The sequence below is a fragment of the Bartonella sp. B1098 genome (assembly GCF_944896145.1).
Lineage (GTDB): Bacteria > Pseudomonadota > Alphaproteobacteria > Rhizobiales > Rhizobiaceae > Bartonella.
In genome coordinates, this window is the sequence record NZ_CALYLP010000002.1 from 204,991 (window position 1) to 221,467 (window position 16,477).

Below are 16,477 nucleotides of genomic sequence, written 5' to 3' on the forward strand. Positions count from 1 at the left end.
TCTCCTTCCTGACTTGACCATTGTGCATTCATCTGTCATTTCTGACCATTAGAGTCACTTCATATCCATCTTATACAATGTAAAGTGCTTAATTCATGAACAATCTTGTCTGTCCAGCCATTGCTTTTCCATCTTTTCTTGATCCTGTCATTATCCAGCTAGGCCCCATAACACTTCATTGGTATGGGCTTGGTTATGTCGTTGGTATTCTTTTTGCTTGGTGGTATGCGCAAAAATTATTAAAAAAACCGTCTCTATGGCATAAAAACCACCCTCCCATGGATAAGGAAAAGATCGGAGATTTCGTTGTCTGGTCTGCCATAAGTGTTGTTGTCGGAGGGCGTTTAGGACAAGTTCTTGTATGGGATCCTCTTTATTACTTCAGCCATCCAAGTGCTATCATTGCCGTATGGGATGGGGGAATGTCTTTTCATGGTGGTCTTATTGGTATTATCATTGCAATGATTTTGTTTGCTCGTAAAAATAACATCAATGTACGATCCATGTTTGATATCATTGCTGCCGGTGCGCCTATCGGTATCGGCATTGTACGAATCTGCAATTTCATCAATCAAGAATTATGGGGCAACGTTACCACACAACCTTGGGCAGTTTGTTTTCCTCTAGATCCTTACTATTTACCGCGCCACCCAAGCCAACTTTACGAAGCATTTACAGAAGGATTTTTTCTCTTCACTCTTCTCCTCATCGTTATTTTTGCCTTCAAAGCATTCAAACGCCGTGGGACTGTGTCAGGAATATTTATTATAGGCTATGCAATAGCACGCAGCATCTCAGAAGTTTACCGCGCTCCTCAAGAAGATCCAGAATGGTTCTCTACTCTTTTCCATTCTACAGGCTTTACCTATGGCATGGCTTTATCTCTTCCCATGCTTCTTTTAGGGTTTTATCTCCTCCTTCAAGCGTTTAAAGATAAATCTACCGAAAATGACATCCCTCAAAGAAAAAATTAAAGAAATCATCGCATCTCATGGCCCCATTACTGTCAGTGAATATATGACATTGGCGCTCACAGATCCTCAATTTGGCTATTATCAAACACAAACACCTTTTGGGCGCACTGGTGATTTCATAACAGCACCCGAGGTAAGCCAATTATTTGGAGAAATGATTGGCATTTGGCTTCTTGCAAATTGGAAGGCCCATGGTTGTCCTCAGCCTTTCATTCTTGCTGAAATAGGACCAGGACGTGGAACTTTGATGGATGACATTTTGCGAACCATCCAAAAGCTTTCGACAACAGCATTTAATGCTGCTGAAATTTTTCTGATTGAAATAAGTAAAAAACTCGCAAAAGAACAAAAAAAGCGCCTTTTCTCTTATCGAAAACAAATCCATAGCATTGAAAATTTTAATCAAATTCCTTCAAAACCTCTCTTTCTCATTGGTAATGAATTCCTCGATACCCTCCCCATCAACCAATATATTAAAATCGATGGTGAATGGAGAGAACGCCGCATCACAAGCAATAAAGATGGAGATTTCATCTTTATTGCTGCCCCGCATAAACTTCCTTCTTCTTGTCTACAAACCTATTGCTCTGAAGTCCCTGATGGGACAATTTTTGAACATGCTCCCTTACGACATCAATTCATGCAACAGATCAGTCACCATTTAGTGCAAGTCACAGGTTCTGCTTTGCTTATCGATTATGGTGCGTGTGACCTTGCCTTTGGCGATACCTTGCAAGCACTCTCAAAACATAAATTTCGAGATATTTTTGATGCCCCTGGTGAACATGATTTAACATCCCATGTTGATTTTTCTTTTTTAAAAAATATAGCTCTTGAACAGGGCTGTTTTGCTGAAACCTTAGAGCAAGGAGAATTTCTTTTTAAAATGGGGCTCATGAAGCGTGCAAAACAGCTTGGAATGGGAAAAAGCGCTTCCTTGCAAGACAAAATCCGCCAAGATATCCAACGGCTCGCTGGCCCAGATCAAATGGGTAAACTATTTAAAGTTTTACATTTCAGTGATAAAAATATATCTATACCTCCCCAATTTTGATGATCGGCAATTGTGTCAATAAGCACATCATTATCTGAAATGTTTATCGACAAATAGAAACATCTCATTTCAAATAATCCTATAAGGAACTTTTATGAAACCTATCCCTCATCCCATCCTCGCAAAAAATCTCTCTACTTTACACACCCATGGAATAAAACATGGATTTTTTACACGTCAAGCTAGTGTTTCAAAAAACCTTTGTCATAGCCTTAATGTTGGAAAAAGGTTAAATGATCAACCTGAATATATTGTGCAGAACTGTCTTTTGATCGCTGATTATTTTTCTATTGAGGTACAAAACTTAGTCACGGTCAATCAAATACATTCTTCTGATGTTGTCGTAGTCAATCAAGCGTTTATTGACAAACCTCCCAAAGCAGATGCTCTCGTTACCACCACACCAGGGCTTGTAATCGGTATTCTTACAGCAGACTGTGGCCCAATACTGTTTGCTGATCCACAAGCTGGGGTCATCGCCGCAACGCATGCTGGCTGGCGCGGAAGTTTAAATGGAATTATTGAGAAAACAATTGCTGTTATGGAAAAACAGGGAGCCAAAAGACAATCAATAACAGCAGCTCTTGGACCTTGTATTGGTCCACACCACTACGAAGTAACAAGTGAATTTTATAACCAATTTATTGAGAGTCACAGCAAATTTCAAAAATATTTTTTAAAAACAGAAAAAGTCAATCATTTTCATTTTAATCTATGGACGTTTATTATCAATCAACTCAAAGAAGCAGGCGTTAATGCTTCTTGTGTAGAGCTTTGTACCTATCAAGATGAACAGCATTTTTTTTCTTATCGACGTACAATACACCGCAATGAACCTGATTATGAGCGGCAAATTTCTGCTATTATGTTGAAATAAATATTTTTTTCAAAAAAAGATCAAAACCGCAAACAAAATAATGTCGATAAAATAAGTACGCTTTTTTCATAAAAATTCTTATTGGCGTTACAAAACACGAAAACTGTCGCATTGAGAAATAAAACAAATTCTTCTGTTCAACGTTTGCTTATTAATGACCTTTAATACGTCATTATTTAAACATAAAATATCACTGAAGCTATTTTCTAAATCAAGTCATTGAAGAAAAAGCTAAATTGGATGATTAAAAGTATCTTCACTTGCCTTCACTCTCACTACAAAAAATAACATATCGATTTTACAAAACACCTAGAAATACCCAAAAAATAAAAAACATGACACGCATCACGATCAGCAAAAACATACTTAGAACAAGGATTATATAAAAGCTCATAGAGATAAAAAATATTTCTAAATTATGAAATAAAATTCATATTATAAAATATCTCATTTTTAAAATAAAAGAGCATACGTATTTAAATGGAATTTTGTAACAAAGCTCTTTAAGCGATTTTACTCCTCAATGATCACAACAGATAAAGTGAATAAATCTTGCTCTATCACAGATCCCCCTGTACAAATAAAATCGTATCCTTTGTTTTTTCTTAACAATTTCAAGAATTAACGCTAAAGGAAACAAAAATTTTGGAAAAAAAGAAAATATACCGCATAGCTCTTTAATAATAATCAATAAAATTGTAAGGCTTTTGTAATTGTTTTCTTGCAATTTAATAAAAAGAAATTAAAAACCGTGTCGCATTCCTACCATGATTATTCAGAGGTTCTACTATGAAACTTTTCTGCGGAAATTCTAACCCACGCCTAGCTGAAGATGTTACAAATTATTTGAACATACCCTTAGGTAAGGCCACTGTAAAACGCTTTGCAGATCAAGAAATTTTCGTAGAATTGCATGAAAATGTGCGTGGACAAGATGTTTTTGTTTTGCAATCTACATCATATCCGGCAAATGATCATTTGATGGAATTGCTCATCATGATTGATGCCCTTCGTCGTTCTTCTGCGCGTCGTATTACAGCGGTGATACCCTATTTTGGCTACGCCCGCCAAGATAGAAAACCTGGACCACGGACTCCTATTTCTGCAAAACTTGTTGCCAACCTGATTACTGAAGCAGGCGCCCATCGTATTTTAACATTAGACCTTCATGCAGGACAAATTCAAGGTTTTTTTGATATCCCTACGGATAATCTCTATGCTGTTCCTGTCATTTCTCGCGATGTCAAAATGCATTATTCTCTTGAAAATGTTATTGTTGTTTCACCTGATGTGGGTGGTGTGGTCCGCGCTCGCTCACTCGCCAAACGCTTGAACAGTTTGCTTGCTATTGTCGATAAACGTCGTGAACGTCCTGGTGAATCAGAAGTTATGAATATTATTGGAGATGTATCGGGGAAAGATTGTCTTCTACTGGATGATATTGTTGATTCTGGTGGAACTTTATGCAATGCAGCAAGTGCTCTCTTGAAACACGGTGCCAATAGTGTCACGGCTTATATCACGCATGGTGTTCTTTCTGGGAGTGCAATCGAACGCATTACCCACTCAGAAATGAAAGAATTGGTTATTACAGATTCAATTATGCCAACAGGAGCCATTGAGAAAGCTCATAATATTCGCGTTTTGCCCATTGCTGATCTCATTGGAGAAGCAATCGCCAGAACAGCAGCAGAACAATCTGTTTCCAGCTTATTTGGTTAAAGTGGTTCTTTGGGATCTCCTGGTGCCGTTTCGACACCAAGATCAGGAAATGCAACGATGCGTTGACCACTAAAATGCGTATGAATAACAATGAGGCCGCGCTCTTCAAAGTAGGTTAAAAGCCGACGTGCACGACTTAAAGAGTGTGTCCCATAAAGACGGGCTAAAAATGCATCAGATGGGCATGGCTTTCCACCCAATGCGGCCTGTGCCACATTCAAGAAGACCCCTTGAACATCATCTTCCAAACTTTCTGATATCTGCAAAATATATTTCCAATGTTCACTGACAGCTGTTTGTTCATCGACAAAAGCTTGAGCAATCGCCAATTTACGCCGAAATTGTGAAAGATTAAAAGGAACCTTAGACATACCATGGATACGGCAACGAACCGAAAAATCTTGATAAAGCACCGCTGTTGAACGATAAAAAGCCTCAGGATCCTTAAGAATTTCCCGAATAACTTGTTCTGCTTGACTATTACGCTCAACATCAGAAAGTTCAGGAAATAAACTTAGATTTTCTTCTAAGTCCTCTTGTTTTTTATGCACCACCTCCTCTAACATCTCGTGCATTGATTTTTCTCTCACAGGCTCTCGTATTTGTTTAAATGGCGTTAAAATTTCCTCTGGTGAAGCCGTAAAAACGAGTTCTTTTGCATCTATGTGCTCTGTTGGAAGTGGCATTAATTTAGGGCTAGAAGAGCGTGCTAAAGTTTCAACAGAACCAATGATAATTGGTAAGGGACGTCGTGATAAAGCAGGACCTAAGGCTATAAAATTTCCCCGCTCAAGATCTCTAAACATTTCCGCTTGGCGACGCTCCATCCCCAAAAGATCAGCCGCACGCATCATATCAATATCTAAAAAAGTCCGTCCTATTAAAAAATTTGAAGCTTCAGCAGCAACATTTTTGGCAAGCTTAGCCAAACGTTGTGTTGCAATAACACCAGCAAGACCACGTTTACGTCCTCGACACATAAGATTGGTCATAGCGCTCAGAGAAATTTTACGCGCTTCATCGGAAACTTCTCCTGCCGCAGTTGGCGCAAACAATTGTGCTTCATCGACAACGATAAGCATAGGATACCAATAATCACGCTCCACATCAAACAATGCTCCAAGGAAAGCCCCCACAGCACGCATCTGTTGTTCGGTATCCAACCCTTCAAGATTAAAGACCACCGAAACCCGATGTTGCCGAATGCGATGGGCAATACGCGTCAATTCTAATTCACTCCGTTGAGCCTCTACAATAACATGACCAAATTTATCGGCCAAAGTTATAAAATCCCCCTCTGGGTCAATCACACAGTGTTGCACCCACTTAGCACTTTGTTCTAAAAGACGGCGTAAAAGATGTGATTTCCCTGAACCGGAATTCCCTTGTACAAGAAGACGTGTCGCCAATAATTCTTCCAAATCAAGAAGTGCTGGCATCGTTTTATGCAAAGCACGACACTCTGACATCTCACCCAAGGCAATCTCAACCTTCATAACATCTCCAGTGTTTGATTTTAAACATATCAGCGCCTATTGGTTGATTCTCCATCCACACCGCAATTTGTAACATTTCCTCCTTTTTAACGGTAGAAATCATCGATTTTTCCCACAACTCTTGCATCTATGAAGAGTTTGAATTATAGAACAAACTTCTACGTAGACACCCTTGGAGGCAACGTAGAATGGAGCAATCGCTGTTTTCTAGCGCATATCTTCATATCCATGCAAAAACTATTATTGTTTTTGAAGGATCTCCAATCATGTAAAAAGGACTTAAATTATGAGTAAAAGTTACACTCTTAAGGCCGAAAAACGCGAGCGGGTTGGTAAGGGGTCCTCCCGTGAACTTCGTCGCAACGGTCTTATCCCTGCTGTCATTTATGGTGAAAAACAACCTCCTTTGGCAATAACAGTTCCCTATAAAGAAATTTTCTACAAAATCCACGCCGGTGGCTTTCGGACCACCATTGCAACAATTGTTCTCGACAAGCAAAAAATTATGGTCTTGCCAAAAGATTACCAATTGGATCCTGTGCGTGACTTTCCACTCCATGTCGATTTCTTACGCATTTCAGCAAAATCCGTTGTAGAAGTGAATATTCCTGTCCACTTCCTCAATGAAGATACAGCACCTGGAATTAAAAAGGGTGGTGTCCTCAATATTGTTCGTCACGAAATTGAATGTACAGCTCCAGCGAATGCTATTCCTGAAGCTATCGAAATTGACCTCTCCAGCTACTCTATTGGTGATTCTATTCACATTTCAGCCGTTCAACTGCCAAAAGATGTGACACCCATCATCCAAGATCGGGACTTTACCATTGCAACCATTGCAGCTCCCGCTAGCCTGGATATCACTGATGAAACTTCCGAACAAGAAAAGGATGAAGACGAAGCGCCAACTTCATAAAACACAACAGGCGGGAATCTTTCCCGCCTTCATTTATGAGACGTATACTCCCCTCACACTTTGACTGAAGGTACATATGTGGCTTATTGCTGGTCTTGGAAATCCTGGTTTGCAATATCAAAATAACCGCCATAATATTGGTTTTATGGCTGTGGATGCTATTTATCAGTCCTTTTCTTTTTCTCCATGGTCGAAGAAGTTTCAAGCAGAAATCTCCAATGGTTTTATAAATAATGAGAAAATTTTTCTTATAAAACCACAAACTTTCATGAATCTATCGGGGCAAGCTATTGGCGAAGCTTTGCAATTTTACAAATTAGATTTAAAGAATTTGATCATCATTTATGATGAGTTAGACCTATCACCGGGAAAAGTCCGTATAAAAATTGGGGGAGGAAATAATGGACATAATGGTATTAAGTCTATTGATGCCCATTGTGGTACTGACTATTGTCGTCTGCGTATAGGAATTGGTCATCCTGGAAGCAAAGAACTTGTTCATCAACATGTTCTAGGAAATTTTACCAAATCTGATCAAGAATGGTTGCTCCCTCTCTTAAATACCCTTGCAAAAAATATTACTCTCCTCATAAAAGGTGACAAATCTCTCTTTATGAATGAAGTTTCACAAACGATAAAAAACAAAAACTTATCCTAATCGCTTATTTCTCTTATTGGCAAAAAATCAACACTTCTCTATAGAAATTTTATATAATACATTGATTTATAAAATTAATTTTTTGTAAGCTGAATAAAAGCATCAAATATCATAAGATTCATTTCAAATCTATTGATAATGAAAGCAATCAAAACCATTGGTGTACACCTCACGAATTGGAGAGGTATACGGATAAAATCTCTTGAAAAAAGAAAGAGAATGCCTCTTATAAGTCTTATCAAAGGTAAAGCCTGTTGGGGAAACATGAAAAGCTGACAAAGAAAATCATCATATTTGTACAGACCTTTTGAAAAAGAGAAGATTGAATAGAAAACCAAAATACTCAAATGGCTCTCTCCAATCTTCTCCCTCAAATTAAAAATCATTTGCCTGAATGGTTGACTCTAGCGGATCGTAGCCATTTGATTGTTGACTGTAAACTGTAGGCACACTCCTATTGTTTTGTAACACCACAACACGTGAACCAACGGGAACACGATCATAAAGATCAATAATATCTTGATTAAGCAAACGGATACACCCGCTTGAAATCGCACGCCCAATTGACCAAGATTCATGTGAGCCATGAATACGGAAAAGTGTATCTTTCCCATTTTTGAAAAGATAAAGTGCTCGTGCGCCCAATGGATTATCGGGGCCTGGTGGCATTCCTTTCCCCAAATGACCATAACGTTCTGGTTCTCGAGCCATCATTGCTGCAGTAGGTGCCCAATTTGGCCAGCGACGCTTGCGCTGTACAACCCCCTCACCTTCAAATGCTAGGCCTTCCTTACCGACCCCAATTCCATAGCGTAAAGCTTTCCCATTTTCACCAATAAGGTAAAGAAAACATTCTTGCGTATCGATAACCAACGTTCCAGGTGGATAAGATGTATAATAAATCACTTCTTGTCGCCAAAACTTTGGATCAATTTTTGCAAGTTCAACAGCAGGTAACGGATAAGTTTCATTCTTTACAGGACCGTACAAAGCCTGTATTTCTGGTGGAATGTATCGAGCTTGTTGAAAAGAAGCTGATGACATATCTGATTGACGTGTTGTAGCACATCCTGCCAAAGCTAAAAGTGCTGCAATTAAAAAGGCACAACGAGATAACACTCTTCTATTTTCTCCGATTAAACTATTTATGCAGATTTGCGTACCATGAAAAACTTAGCACACTATTAACATTAACTAGAAGTTTTCTTAAATTAAGAACTTTAGAAGGTAAAAAAAGCAGATTATTTATTGCTGTAGACTTTTTTCTCACTTCTTGCAATACAAAGACTATAACTCTTCTGAAAATATGCTATACAAATTTTATCTTGAGCATAAAATCAACAGAAAAGAAGGATTCTCATGGGCTTTAAATGCGGTATTGTTGGATTACCTAATGTTGGTAAATCAACTCTTTTTAATGCATTAACAAAAACAGCCACTGCACAGGCTGCCAATTATCCTTTTTGTACCATTGAACCCAATACCGGTGAAGTTGCTGTTCCAGATTTACGAATGGAAAAAATTGCATCAATTGCTGGTTCAAAAGAAATTATTCCTACACGCATTAATTTCGTTGATATTGCGGGGCTTGTACGAGGCGCGTCAAAAGGCGAAGGTTTAGGGAACAAATTTTTAGCCAATATTCGCGAAGTCGATGCCATTATCCATGTTTTACGCTGTTTTCAAAATGAAGATATTACCCACGTAGAAGGACGTATTGATCCTATTTCTGATGCGACAACCGTTGAAACTGAACTCATGCTGGCGGATCTTGAAAGTCTGGAGAGACGAATCGTACAAATCCGTAAACGAGCAATTGGAAAAGATAAAGAAGCTCTTACAATTCTCCCTGTTATGGAAAAAGCATTAAATATTCTGCAACAGGGAAATCCTGTCCGGTTATTACTCAAAGATATTGCTTTAGATGAACACCATATTCTAAAGAGTTTAAATCTTCTCACTTCCAAGCCTGTACTTTATGTTTGTAACGTAAGCGAAAATGATGCCGTTCATGGAAATAACTTTACCCAAGCAGTTGAAAAAATGGCAATAGAGCACAATGCGCAAAGCATTATCATTTCTGCATCTATCGAAGCAGAAATCACGCAACTGAATGATGCTGAAGCATCAGAATATCTCGATGCTCTAGGGTTCGTTGAGCCAAGTTTAAATCGCCTTATTCGCGCTGGTTATTATTTACTTGATCTTATTACTTACTTTACCTGCGGACCTAAGGAAACACGAGCATGGACAATTACGCGTGGTACAAAAGCTCCCCAAGCCGCCGGCGTTATTCACTCTGATTTTGAGCGCGGCTTCATTCGCGCCCAAACGATTAGCTACAATGACTATATTGCTCTGGGAGGAGAAAGCGGTGCAAAAGAAGCAGGAAAGGCCCGCGATGAAGGAAAAGAATACATTGTGCAAGATGGCGATATCATGTTATTTAAACATAATACTTAAATCTTTATTCTCCCTTAATATTTTATCTTGAAGACTTTGCAATAAGTCTATAGAAGGGTGTTGCAAAAACTCCCAAGTTCTTCTGAACTAAAAACCGGTTGCTACCATATTATTATGGTAGCAACTTTTTTATCGATTAAAGAATGAAAATATAAAATTAGCGCATCCAACGCCCTTCATATTTAAATGTTGGAGCATCTTTTAAAGAATCCTTTGTCGCATTTGTAATAAGTTTCCACTTACCATAATTATTTGTCATTTGGATTGTTTCTGGAGAAACAACCACATAACTCTCCCCTATGCCAAGGAAACCGCCAACCGCAATCACAAACCCCACAATATTATTTTCACGTAGAATAATATCTTTTACTTCACCAATATTTTCATCTTCTATATTATAGACATCGGCACCTATAAGGCTGGAAGCAACAAAATCCGTTGCTAAAGGTGTTACATAGCGCACAGACTTATCGATCCCCACCTGTACAATACCCGTTGAAGAAATTATTTCAGGTTTAGAAGGCACTTCAAAAGACTGAGCATAAGTACTCGAAAGCATCAAAATTGACATAAGGGTAATACATACAATTTTTTTCATTTTAACATCTCCGTTTTTACTTTGCTTTTACTTTATAAAAACTCAATGCATCATAAACAGATTTGTTCCTTATGCTCTTTATACTTTTTCCTCTTTCAAACGCGGTCACTTTATCCTTTTCTCTTTATTTCCTCTTTTGTTTCTTCCTCTAAATGACACCAAATACGATTTTTAAAAATATAAACAAGCCCTGCAAAAATGATTAAAAATAAAATAACACGAAAACCGGTTTTTTTACGAATTTCCATATGAGGATCGGCCGCCCACATCAAAAAAGCAGAAACATCACGCGCGTAATGTTCAACAGTTTGGGGGGTTCCATCTTCATAAGTAACCACACCATCACTCAAAGGAGGCGCCATGGTTAAAGAATTACTGGCAATAAAATAAGGATTATACCAATAACCATCTGCAACTTCTACCTTCTTTGGTGCTTCCTGGTATCCTGTTAAAAGAGCTGTAATATAATCGGGACCAGCTGTATCATAATGAGTCAAGACATCCGTAATTAAAGCAGGAAATGGCAAAGATACACCACGTGCCCGTGCCATCAATGATAAATCTGGAGGATAAGCACCATTTAAAATAAATCTTGCTTCTTCTTCATTCGCAAAAGGAGAAGGAAAATAATCCGTTGCGACCCCAGGACGTTTAAAATTTTTTCCTTCTCGATTAGGACCATCACGCACTTCATATTGTGCCGCCAAAGCTTTAATCTGTTCTTGATCATAGCCAAGAGCTTTTAAATGGCGAAAAGCCACATATTTTAGCCCATGGCAGCTGGAACAAACTTGTTTATAAACTTTTAACCCACGCCGCAATTGCGCCTTAACATAAAACCCAAATGGCCCTGAAAAACTCCATTCTTGTTTTGTAGGAATCTGTGAGGGAAAAGAAATAAGTTCCTCCTCTTGATCCAATCGATCAGAGGCATGACTGACCCCACTCTGAACAGAAAAGCTCATAGCAATAATAATCAATCCAATAAAAACATTTACCATAGTCTCTTTTTTTCCTGTTGCAGATCTTGCATAATCGAAGAAGGAAGAGAACGACTTTTTTCAAACGTAGGCAAAATCGGTAAAATAACCAAAAAGAATATAAAATAATAAATCGTAGCCAATTGCGCCCATAAAAGAATTCTGTCACTTATTTCTCTTGAACCCAGCCAACCAAGAAAAACGACATCAAAAACCAATGCCCAAAAGAAAATTTTATAAATAGGCCGATATCTTGCCGAACATATTTTAGAACGATCTAACCATGGAACAAAAATTAACACGAGAATCGAACTGACGAAGAGAACAAAGCCTACAAAAGTTGAAGAAAAAATACCTATATCAAAAGTTATAGCACGCAGCATCGCATAAAAAGGCAAGAAATACCATTCTGGAACCACACGAAGCGGTGCCTTTAAAGGATCGGCCACGCTATAATTTTCGGCTTGCCCCATATAATCGGGCATATAAAATAAAAACCAAGCAAAAAAGATCAAAAAAACAGTAATGGCAAAAATATCTTTGATAAGTGCATAAGGCGAAAACGGTACCGTTTCCTTATCTGATTGTATCGCAAGACCCGTTGGATTTCCCTGCCCGACACAGTGGATTGCCCAAATATGAAGCCCTACAAAAAGAAGCAAAACAAATGATAGAACATAATGAAAAACATAAAAACGATTCAATGTTGGTTGTCCTACACCATAACCCCCAAGAAGTGTTTCATGTAACCATGCTCCCACCAAAGGTATCGTTTTTAAAAGTCCTGCAATCACTGAGGCGGCTGAAATAGACATCATCCCCCAAACAAGCACATAACCAAAAAATGCGATTGCCATCATGATAATATAAATAAAAATCCCTGTGACCCACACCATTTCTCGCATATTTTTATAAGAACCATAATAAAGTCCGCGCGCCAAATGGATATAAACGGCAATAAAAAAAAATGAAGAGCCTACACTATGCCATGGACGAAAAAGCCATCCAAACTGGCCTTCACGCCGAAATCGTTCACCCGTTTCAAAAGCCAAATGAATATCTGGAACATAATGCAGTGACAAGACAAGACCAGTCAAAAGCTGTGATAAAAGCATAAGGGTCAAAATACCGCCAAATGTATAAAAGTAATTAAGATTACGCGGAACAGGAAAAATCACAAATGCATTATAAAAAAAACGAGGAAGAGGAAAACGCTTATCAAACCAACGGGAAAGAGCATTTTTAGGACAATAAGGAGGAAACCTTGTCATGACCTTATCCTATTTTGAGCAAAGTATCAGAAAGAAATTGGTAAGGAGGGATCGCCAAATTATAGTTCGCTGGACCTGACCGCACTCTTCCAGCGGTATCATAAACAGCCCCATGACACGGGCACAACCACCCTCCAAATTTCCCCGATTGCCCAAGTGTTACACAGCCTAGATGCGTACAAAGATTAATGACAATAAGCCAATTTTCACGGCCTTTACCGGCTGAACGTGCAAAATCCGTCGCTTCTTTTTCACCTTCAAGATTAGGATTGCGGGCTTGACGATCTTTTAAAAGACTCAAACTCGTAGCGCGCGCATCAGCAATTTCTTTTGCCGTACGGTTTCGAATAACAACAGGCTGTCCTCGCCATTTCACCGTCACCGACATCCCCTCCTCAATACCGGAAAGGTCAACCTCAACAGAAGAAGATGTCAAAACAGCCTCATCTGGGCGCAACTGACGGATAAAAGGCCACGCAACAACCCCCATTCCAACTGCTCCTGTAACAGCTGTTACCAAAAACAGAAAATCCCGCCTCGTTTGCTCACCCATTGCCTTAACTTCAAAGAGACACGTTGCTAAAACACCTTTTTATCATACCCTCTCCCATTGCACAATGCTTGGATCAATCACCACTGTCTTAACCCATAAAAATACCTCTGTAAAAAATTTCTACTCTTTGGATAACAGATATACAAAAACCTAGTTTAATGATAATTTATCATCCTACAAAGTAAATAAGAAACCTAAGTACCCTAGGTTTATTTCAAACCTCTGTTCCTATTCAATCAATCAAAACCTTTCCCTTACCTGATAAAAATCGAGATCCTTAAAGAAAAAACTTTCTTGTTATGGTCAAATCTCCGTCCCAATGAAAGATCCAACCTCATTAAATATCCTCCTTTTCACCATATCGTTCAATCGAAGGAAATCCCGAATCATGAGATTCCCTCTTATCTCAAACAAATCTTTGACCGTAACTTTTTCTTAAAACTTAAAGTGCATAAAAACTAAATGCAAAAATCATATATTTCTTGACCATATTTTTCGAATAAATTACGGCACTTCTTTACAAAGCTGAAAAAAATCATATTACAGAGAATATGACACTTCATATAGCTCTTTTCCAACCTGATATTGCTGGTAATACCGGAACAATTTTACGTCTTAGTGCTTGTTTTGGTTTACATGTGCACATTATTGAACCCGCAGGCTTTAACCTGTCGGACCGTAATCTCAAACGTGCAGGATTGGATTATCTCGAATATGCTTCCTTAGAACGACACATTGATTGGCAACATTTTTTAAGCTCTATGAAACACTTTAACTGCCGTCTTTTGCTTTTAAGCACAAAAGCAAAAACATGCTATACGCAGATAGACTATCAAAAAAATGATGTTTTACTTTTTGGTCGTGAATCAGCTGGCGTTCCCGATTATGTCCATGAAGCTGTCGATTACACATTGAAAATTCCCATGAAACCACCGGCACGCTCTCTCAATCTCGCCATGAGCGTAGCCATAACAACAGGAGAAGCACTGCGCCAAATTGGTTATTATGAAGAAAACTGTAATCTATAAAAACACAACACTTCTATCAAAGCATTACATAGAATATCAAAATACATAAACTCTGGTTTTTAAATAAATAGAAAAAATTATTTTTCAAGAATTTTACAAATCTTAAAAACCTATACTCTTCAACGATACGTCTGGAATAAAGCCGCTAAAAGCTCATAAGCTATCCTATAAATATAGTTAAAGTGTATAACATCTGCCATCGCCCAATACCTAAGTGCTGATAAAATAAACGTTTCTTAGTGCCCATTACCTCCATTTTATATCACCACCTGTGAATAATTAAATACCTCTCATATAAAAATGCATTGAGCATCCTCCTCTTTATGTTCATAAAAAATACAAACCGTTATCATTATTCCCTCTAATCTGTTCTTATTTTCCAGAATCTTTATCTTTGATATGGTTTATTAAGAGGCATTTTTCCCCCTATAATCGTTTCTTCTCACAGGACTCCTCTCGCTTGTGACGAATAAGGAAATAATTTTGATTGATGTAATATGAATAGATTTGAAATAAGATAATCTTACAATATTTGGCGCTCTTATTTCATATGAGTAATGGTAACTTGTTATTGTAAATCAATTTTTTCTAATAGGGCATGACGATCCATTAAAAATCCACTTTCAATCCATATCATTTCTAGTTCTTTAAGCTTTTTTCCTAAAAGGATACCTTTTGAAAAACCTTTTTTTATTAAATCATTACCATTAATGGGAAAAGTTGGAATCTGCCATTTTTGAACAAGCTGATAAAGTTTGAGATAATCTTCTTTTTTTTGCAAAGCATCCCCTTTTTCTGGAATATCGGCATGTGATGCAGCCACAGACAAGGATAATTGATCTAAAACCGGCTGTCGCCCATGAAAATAAATCAATTTTTGTACAAAATGATCAGAACAGTTTTGGCTTATTATTTCTAACTCTGCCCATTCCTTTAACCGTGTTGTTTCCTTATGGGAAAAACGCAAACGCTGTGCCATTTTATGAAGACGTATAGGATCAGGAGGAAGAAGACTTTCTAGCCGTAAAAATGGATCAACTTTCCAACCCAGCATCTGTTCTGTTTTCACCAATGCGTGAATTGCATCAATGCCCCATTTTTCTGTTTCAGGAAAAATGAGTGACAAAATTCTGCTTTGTCGCATCCATAAAAGAGCACGTGTTGGGTCAAAAGCTAAAAGAAGCTTTTTCATTTCTGCCCAAATACGCTCAGAAGAAAGTTTTTTTAAACCGTGTTTTAAACGAACACATGCCTTCAATCCTTGCCCATCAGGTCGCCCCACTCCATACCACGCAAAAAAGCGAAAAAACCGTAAAATACGCAAATAATCTTCACTAATACGATTTTCTGAAACACCGATAAAACGAACTGTTCGGCTCGCAATATCGCTCAAGCCTCCTACATCATCATAAAGGTTGCCAGCAGCATCACAATAAAGGGCATTTATCGTAAAATCTCGCCGTTCAGCATCTTTTTTCCAATCACGCCCAAATATCACTTTTGCATGACGACCATCTGTTTCAATATCGCTGCGAAGCGTTGTGACCTCATAAGAACATGAATGCGCAACCACTGTTATTGTACCAAACGCAATCCCCGTAGGAATAGCCTTAAATCCTGCTTCTTCTACACGCGCGATAATCTGTTGCGGTAAGCAAGTTGTCGCAATATCAATATCACTAATAGGCTGCCCTAATAGTTGATTGCGCACCGCTCCCCCCACGATACGTGCCTCTTCCCCCTCTAAAGATAAAATACGAAGAAGTGTTTGGACATCACTTTGTTGTAACCACGCAGCCTGTTTAAAGTTCTGCCTTATATTCACCCTTTAACCTTTCAAAAAAGTTGTCTTCATTGCTTTCAAAAACTCTCTTCATAAAACAAAGT

The 16,477-nt window shown here is 38.2% G+C and carries 15 protein-coding genes; 8 read left to right on the forward strand and 7 right to left on the reverse strand.

Going from position 1 to position 16,477, the window contains the following annotated elements; all coding sequences use genetic code 11:
• The first annotated feature begins 95 nt into the window (after window positions 1-95).
• The 4 genes from lgt to NNJ85_RS00905 all read left to right on the forward strand — a co-directional run bounded on the left by lgt (window position 96) and on the right by NNJ85_RS00905 (window position 4,627).
• Window positions 96-974, forward strand: coding sequence for a prolipoprotein diacylglyceryl transferase (gene lgt / locus NNJ85_RS00890; protein ID WP_254472810.1), 879 nt, complete (start codon window positions 96-98; stop codon window positions 972-974).
• The gene (locus tag NNJ85_RS00895; RefSeq protein ID WP_254472812.1) at window positions 949-2,028 is read left to right on the forward strand and encodes a class I SAM-dependent methyltransferase; all 1,080 of its coding nucleotides are present in this window, start codon (window positions 949-951) and stop codon (window positions 2,026-2,028) included. The genes lgt and NNJ85_RS00895 overlap by 26 nt, the downstream gene beginning before the upstream one ends.
• Before the next feature lie 94 nt (window positions 2,029-2,122).
• Window positions 2,123-2,905: a peptidoglycan editing factor PgeF gene (gene pgeF / locus NNJ85_RS00900; protein ID WP_254472814.1), complete on the forward strand. Its 783-nt coding sequence runs from the start codon at window positions 2,123-2,125 to the stop codon at window positions 2,903-2,905.
• Window positions 2,906-3,694: 789 nt separating this feature from the next.
• Window positions 3,695-4,627, forward strand: coding sequence for a ribose-phosphate pyrophosphokinase (locus NNJ85_RS00905; RefSeq protein WP_254472817.1), 933 nt, complete (start codon window positions 3,695-3,697; stop codon window positions 4,625-4,627).
• On the opposite strand, the gene NNJ85_RS00910 is transcribed toward NNJ85_RS00905, so the two are convergent.
• Entirely contained in the window at window positions 4,624-6,123 is a 1,500-nt protein-coding gene (locus NNJ85_RS00910) for an ATP-binding protein (RefSeq protein WP_254472819.1), read from the reverse strand. The genes NNJ85_RS00905 and NNJ85_RS00910 overlap by 4 nt on opposite strands.
• A gap of 286 nt (window positions 6,124-6,409) precedes the next feature.
• On the opposite strand from NNJ85_RS00910, the gene NNJ85_RS00915 reads away from it, so the two are divergent.
• Both NNJ85_RS00915 and pth read left to right on the forward strand, forming a co-directional pair.
• Entirely contained in the window at window positions 6,410-7,039 is a 630-nt protein-coding gene (locus tag NNJ85_RS00915; protein ID WP_005773824.1) for a 50S ribosomal protein L25/general stress protein Ctc, read from the forward strand.
• A 76-nt stretch (window positions 7,040-7,115) separates the two neighbouring features.
• The gene (gene pth / locus NNJ85_RS00920; protein WP_254472821.1) at window positions 7,116-7,697 is read left to right on the forward strand and encodes an aminoacyl-tRNA hydrolase; all 582 of its coding nucleotides are present in this window, start codon (window positions 7,116-7,118) and stop codon (window positions 7,695-7,697) included.
• 375 nt (window positions 7,698-8,072) lie between these two features.
• On the opposite strand, the gene NNJ85_RS00925 is transcribed toward pth, so the two are convergent.
• Window positions 8,073-8,816, reverse strand: a complete 744-nt coding sequence (locus tag NNJ85_RS00925) for a L,D-transpeptidase (protein ID WP_254472823.1) — start codon at window positions 8,814-8,816, stop codon at window positions 8,073-8,075.
• Between the two features lie 240 nt (window positions 8,817-9,056).
• On the opposite strand from NNJ85_RS00925, the gene ychF reads away from it, so the two are divergent.
• Window positions 9,057-10,160, forward strand: a complete 1,104-nt coding sequence (gene ychF / locus NNJ85_RS00930) for a redox-regulated ATPase YchF (RefSeq protein ID WP_254472825.1) — start codon at window positions 9,057-9,059, stop codon at window positions 10,158-10,160.
• 157 nt (window positions 10,161-10,317) lie between these two features.
• On the opposite strand, the gene NNJ85_RS00935 is transcribed toward ychF, so the two are convergent.
• The 4 genes from NNJ85_RS00935 to petA all read right to left on the reverse strand — a co-directional run bounded on the left by NNJ85_RS00935 (window position 10,318) and on the right by petA (window position 13,562).
• Window positions 10,318-10,758 (reverse strand): PRC-barrel domain-containing protein, encoded by a 441-nt coding sequence (locus NNJ85_RS00935; protein WP_254472827.1) that lies wholly within the window; start codon window positions 10,756-10,758, stop codon window positions 10,318-10,320.
• Window positions 10,759-10,868: 110 nt separating this feature from the next.
• Window positions 10,869-11,759 carry a cytochrome c1 gene (locus NNJ85_RS00940; protein ID WP_254472829.1) on the reverse strand — a complete coding sequence of 297 codons (891 nt, stop codon included), beginning with the start codon at window positions 11,757-11,759 and terminating at the stop codon, window positions 10,869-10,871.
• Complete coding sequence (locus NNJ85_RS00945; RefSeq protein WP_254472831.1) at window positions 11,753-13,009, reverse strand: cytochrome b N-terminal domain-containing protein; 1,257 nt, start codon at window positions 13,007-13,009, stop codon at window positions 11,753-11,755. The genes NNJ85_RS00940 and NNJ85_RS00945 overlap by 7 nt, the downstream gene beginning before the upstream one ends.
• A gap of 4 nt (window positions 13,010-13,013) precedes the next feature.
• The gene (gene petA, locus NNJ85_RS00950; protein ID WP_254472832.1) at window positions 13,014-13,562 is read right to left on the reverse strand and encodes a ubiquinol-cytochrome c reductase iron-sulfur subunit; all 549 of its coding nucleotides are present in this window, start codon (window positions 13,560-13,562) and stop codon (window positions 13,014-13,016) included.
• A 551-nt stretch (window positions 13,563-14,113) separates the two neighbouring features.
• Between petA and NNJ85_RS00955 the strand changes: the two genes are divergently transcribed.
• Window positions 14,114-14,590, forward strand: a complete 477-nt coding sequence (locus NNJ85_RS00955) for a tRNA (cytidine(34)-2'-O)-methyltransferase (RefSeq protein WP_254472833.1) — start codon at window positions 14,114-14,116, stop codon at window positions 14,588-14,590.
• 568 nt (window positions 14,591-15,158) lie between these two features.
• Here NNJ85_RS00955 and NNJ85_RS00960 read toward each other — a convergent pair.
• Entirely contained in the window at window positions 15,159-16,415 is a 1,257-nt protein-coding gene (locus tag NNJ85_RS00960) for a CCA tRNA nucleotidyltransferase (protein ID WP_254472834.1), read from the reverse strand.
• Window positions 16,416-16,477 lie beyond the last annotated feature (62 nt).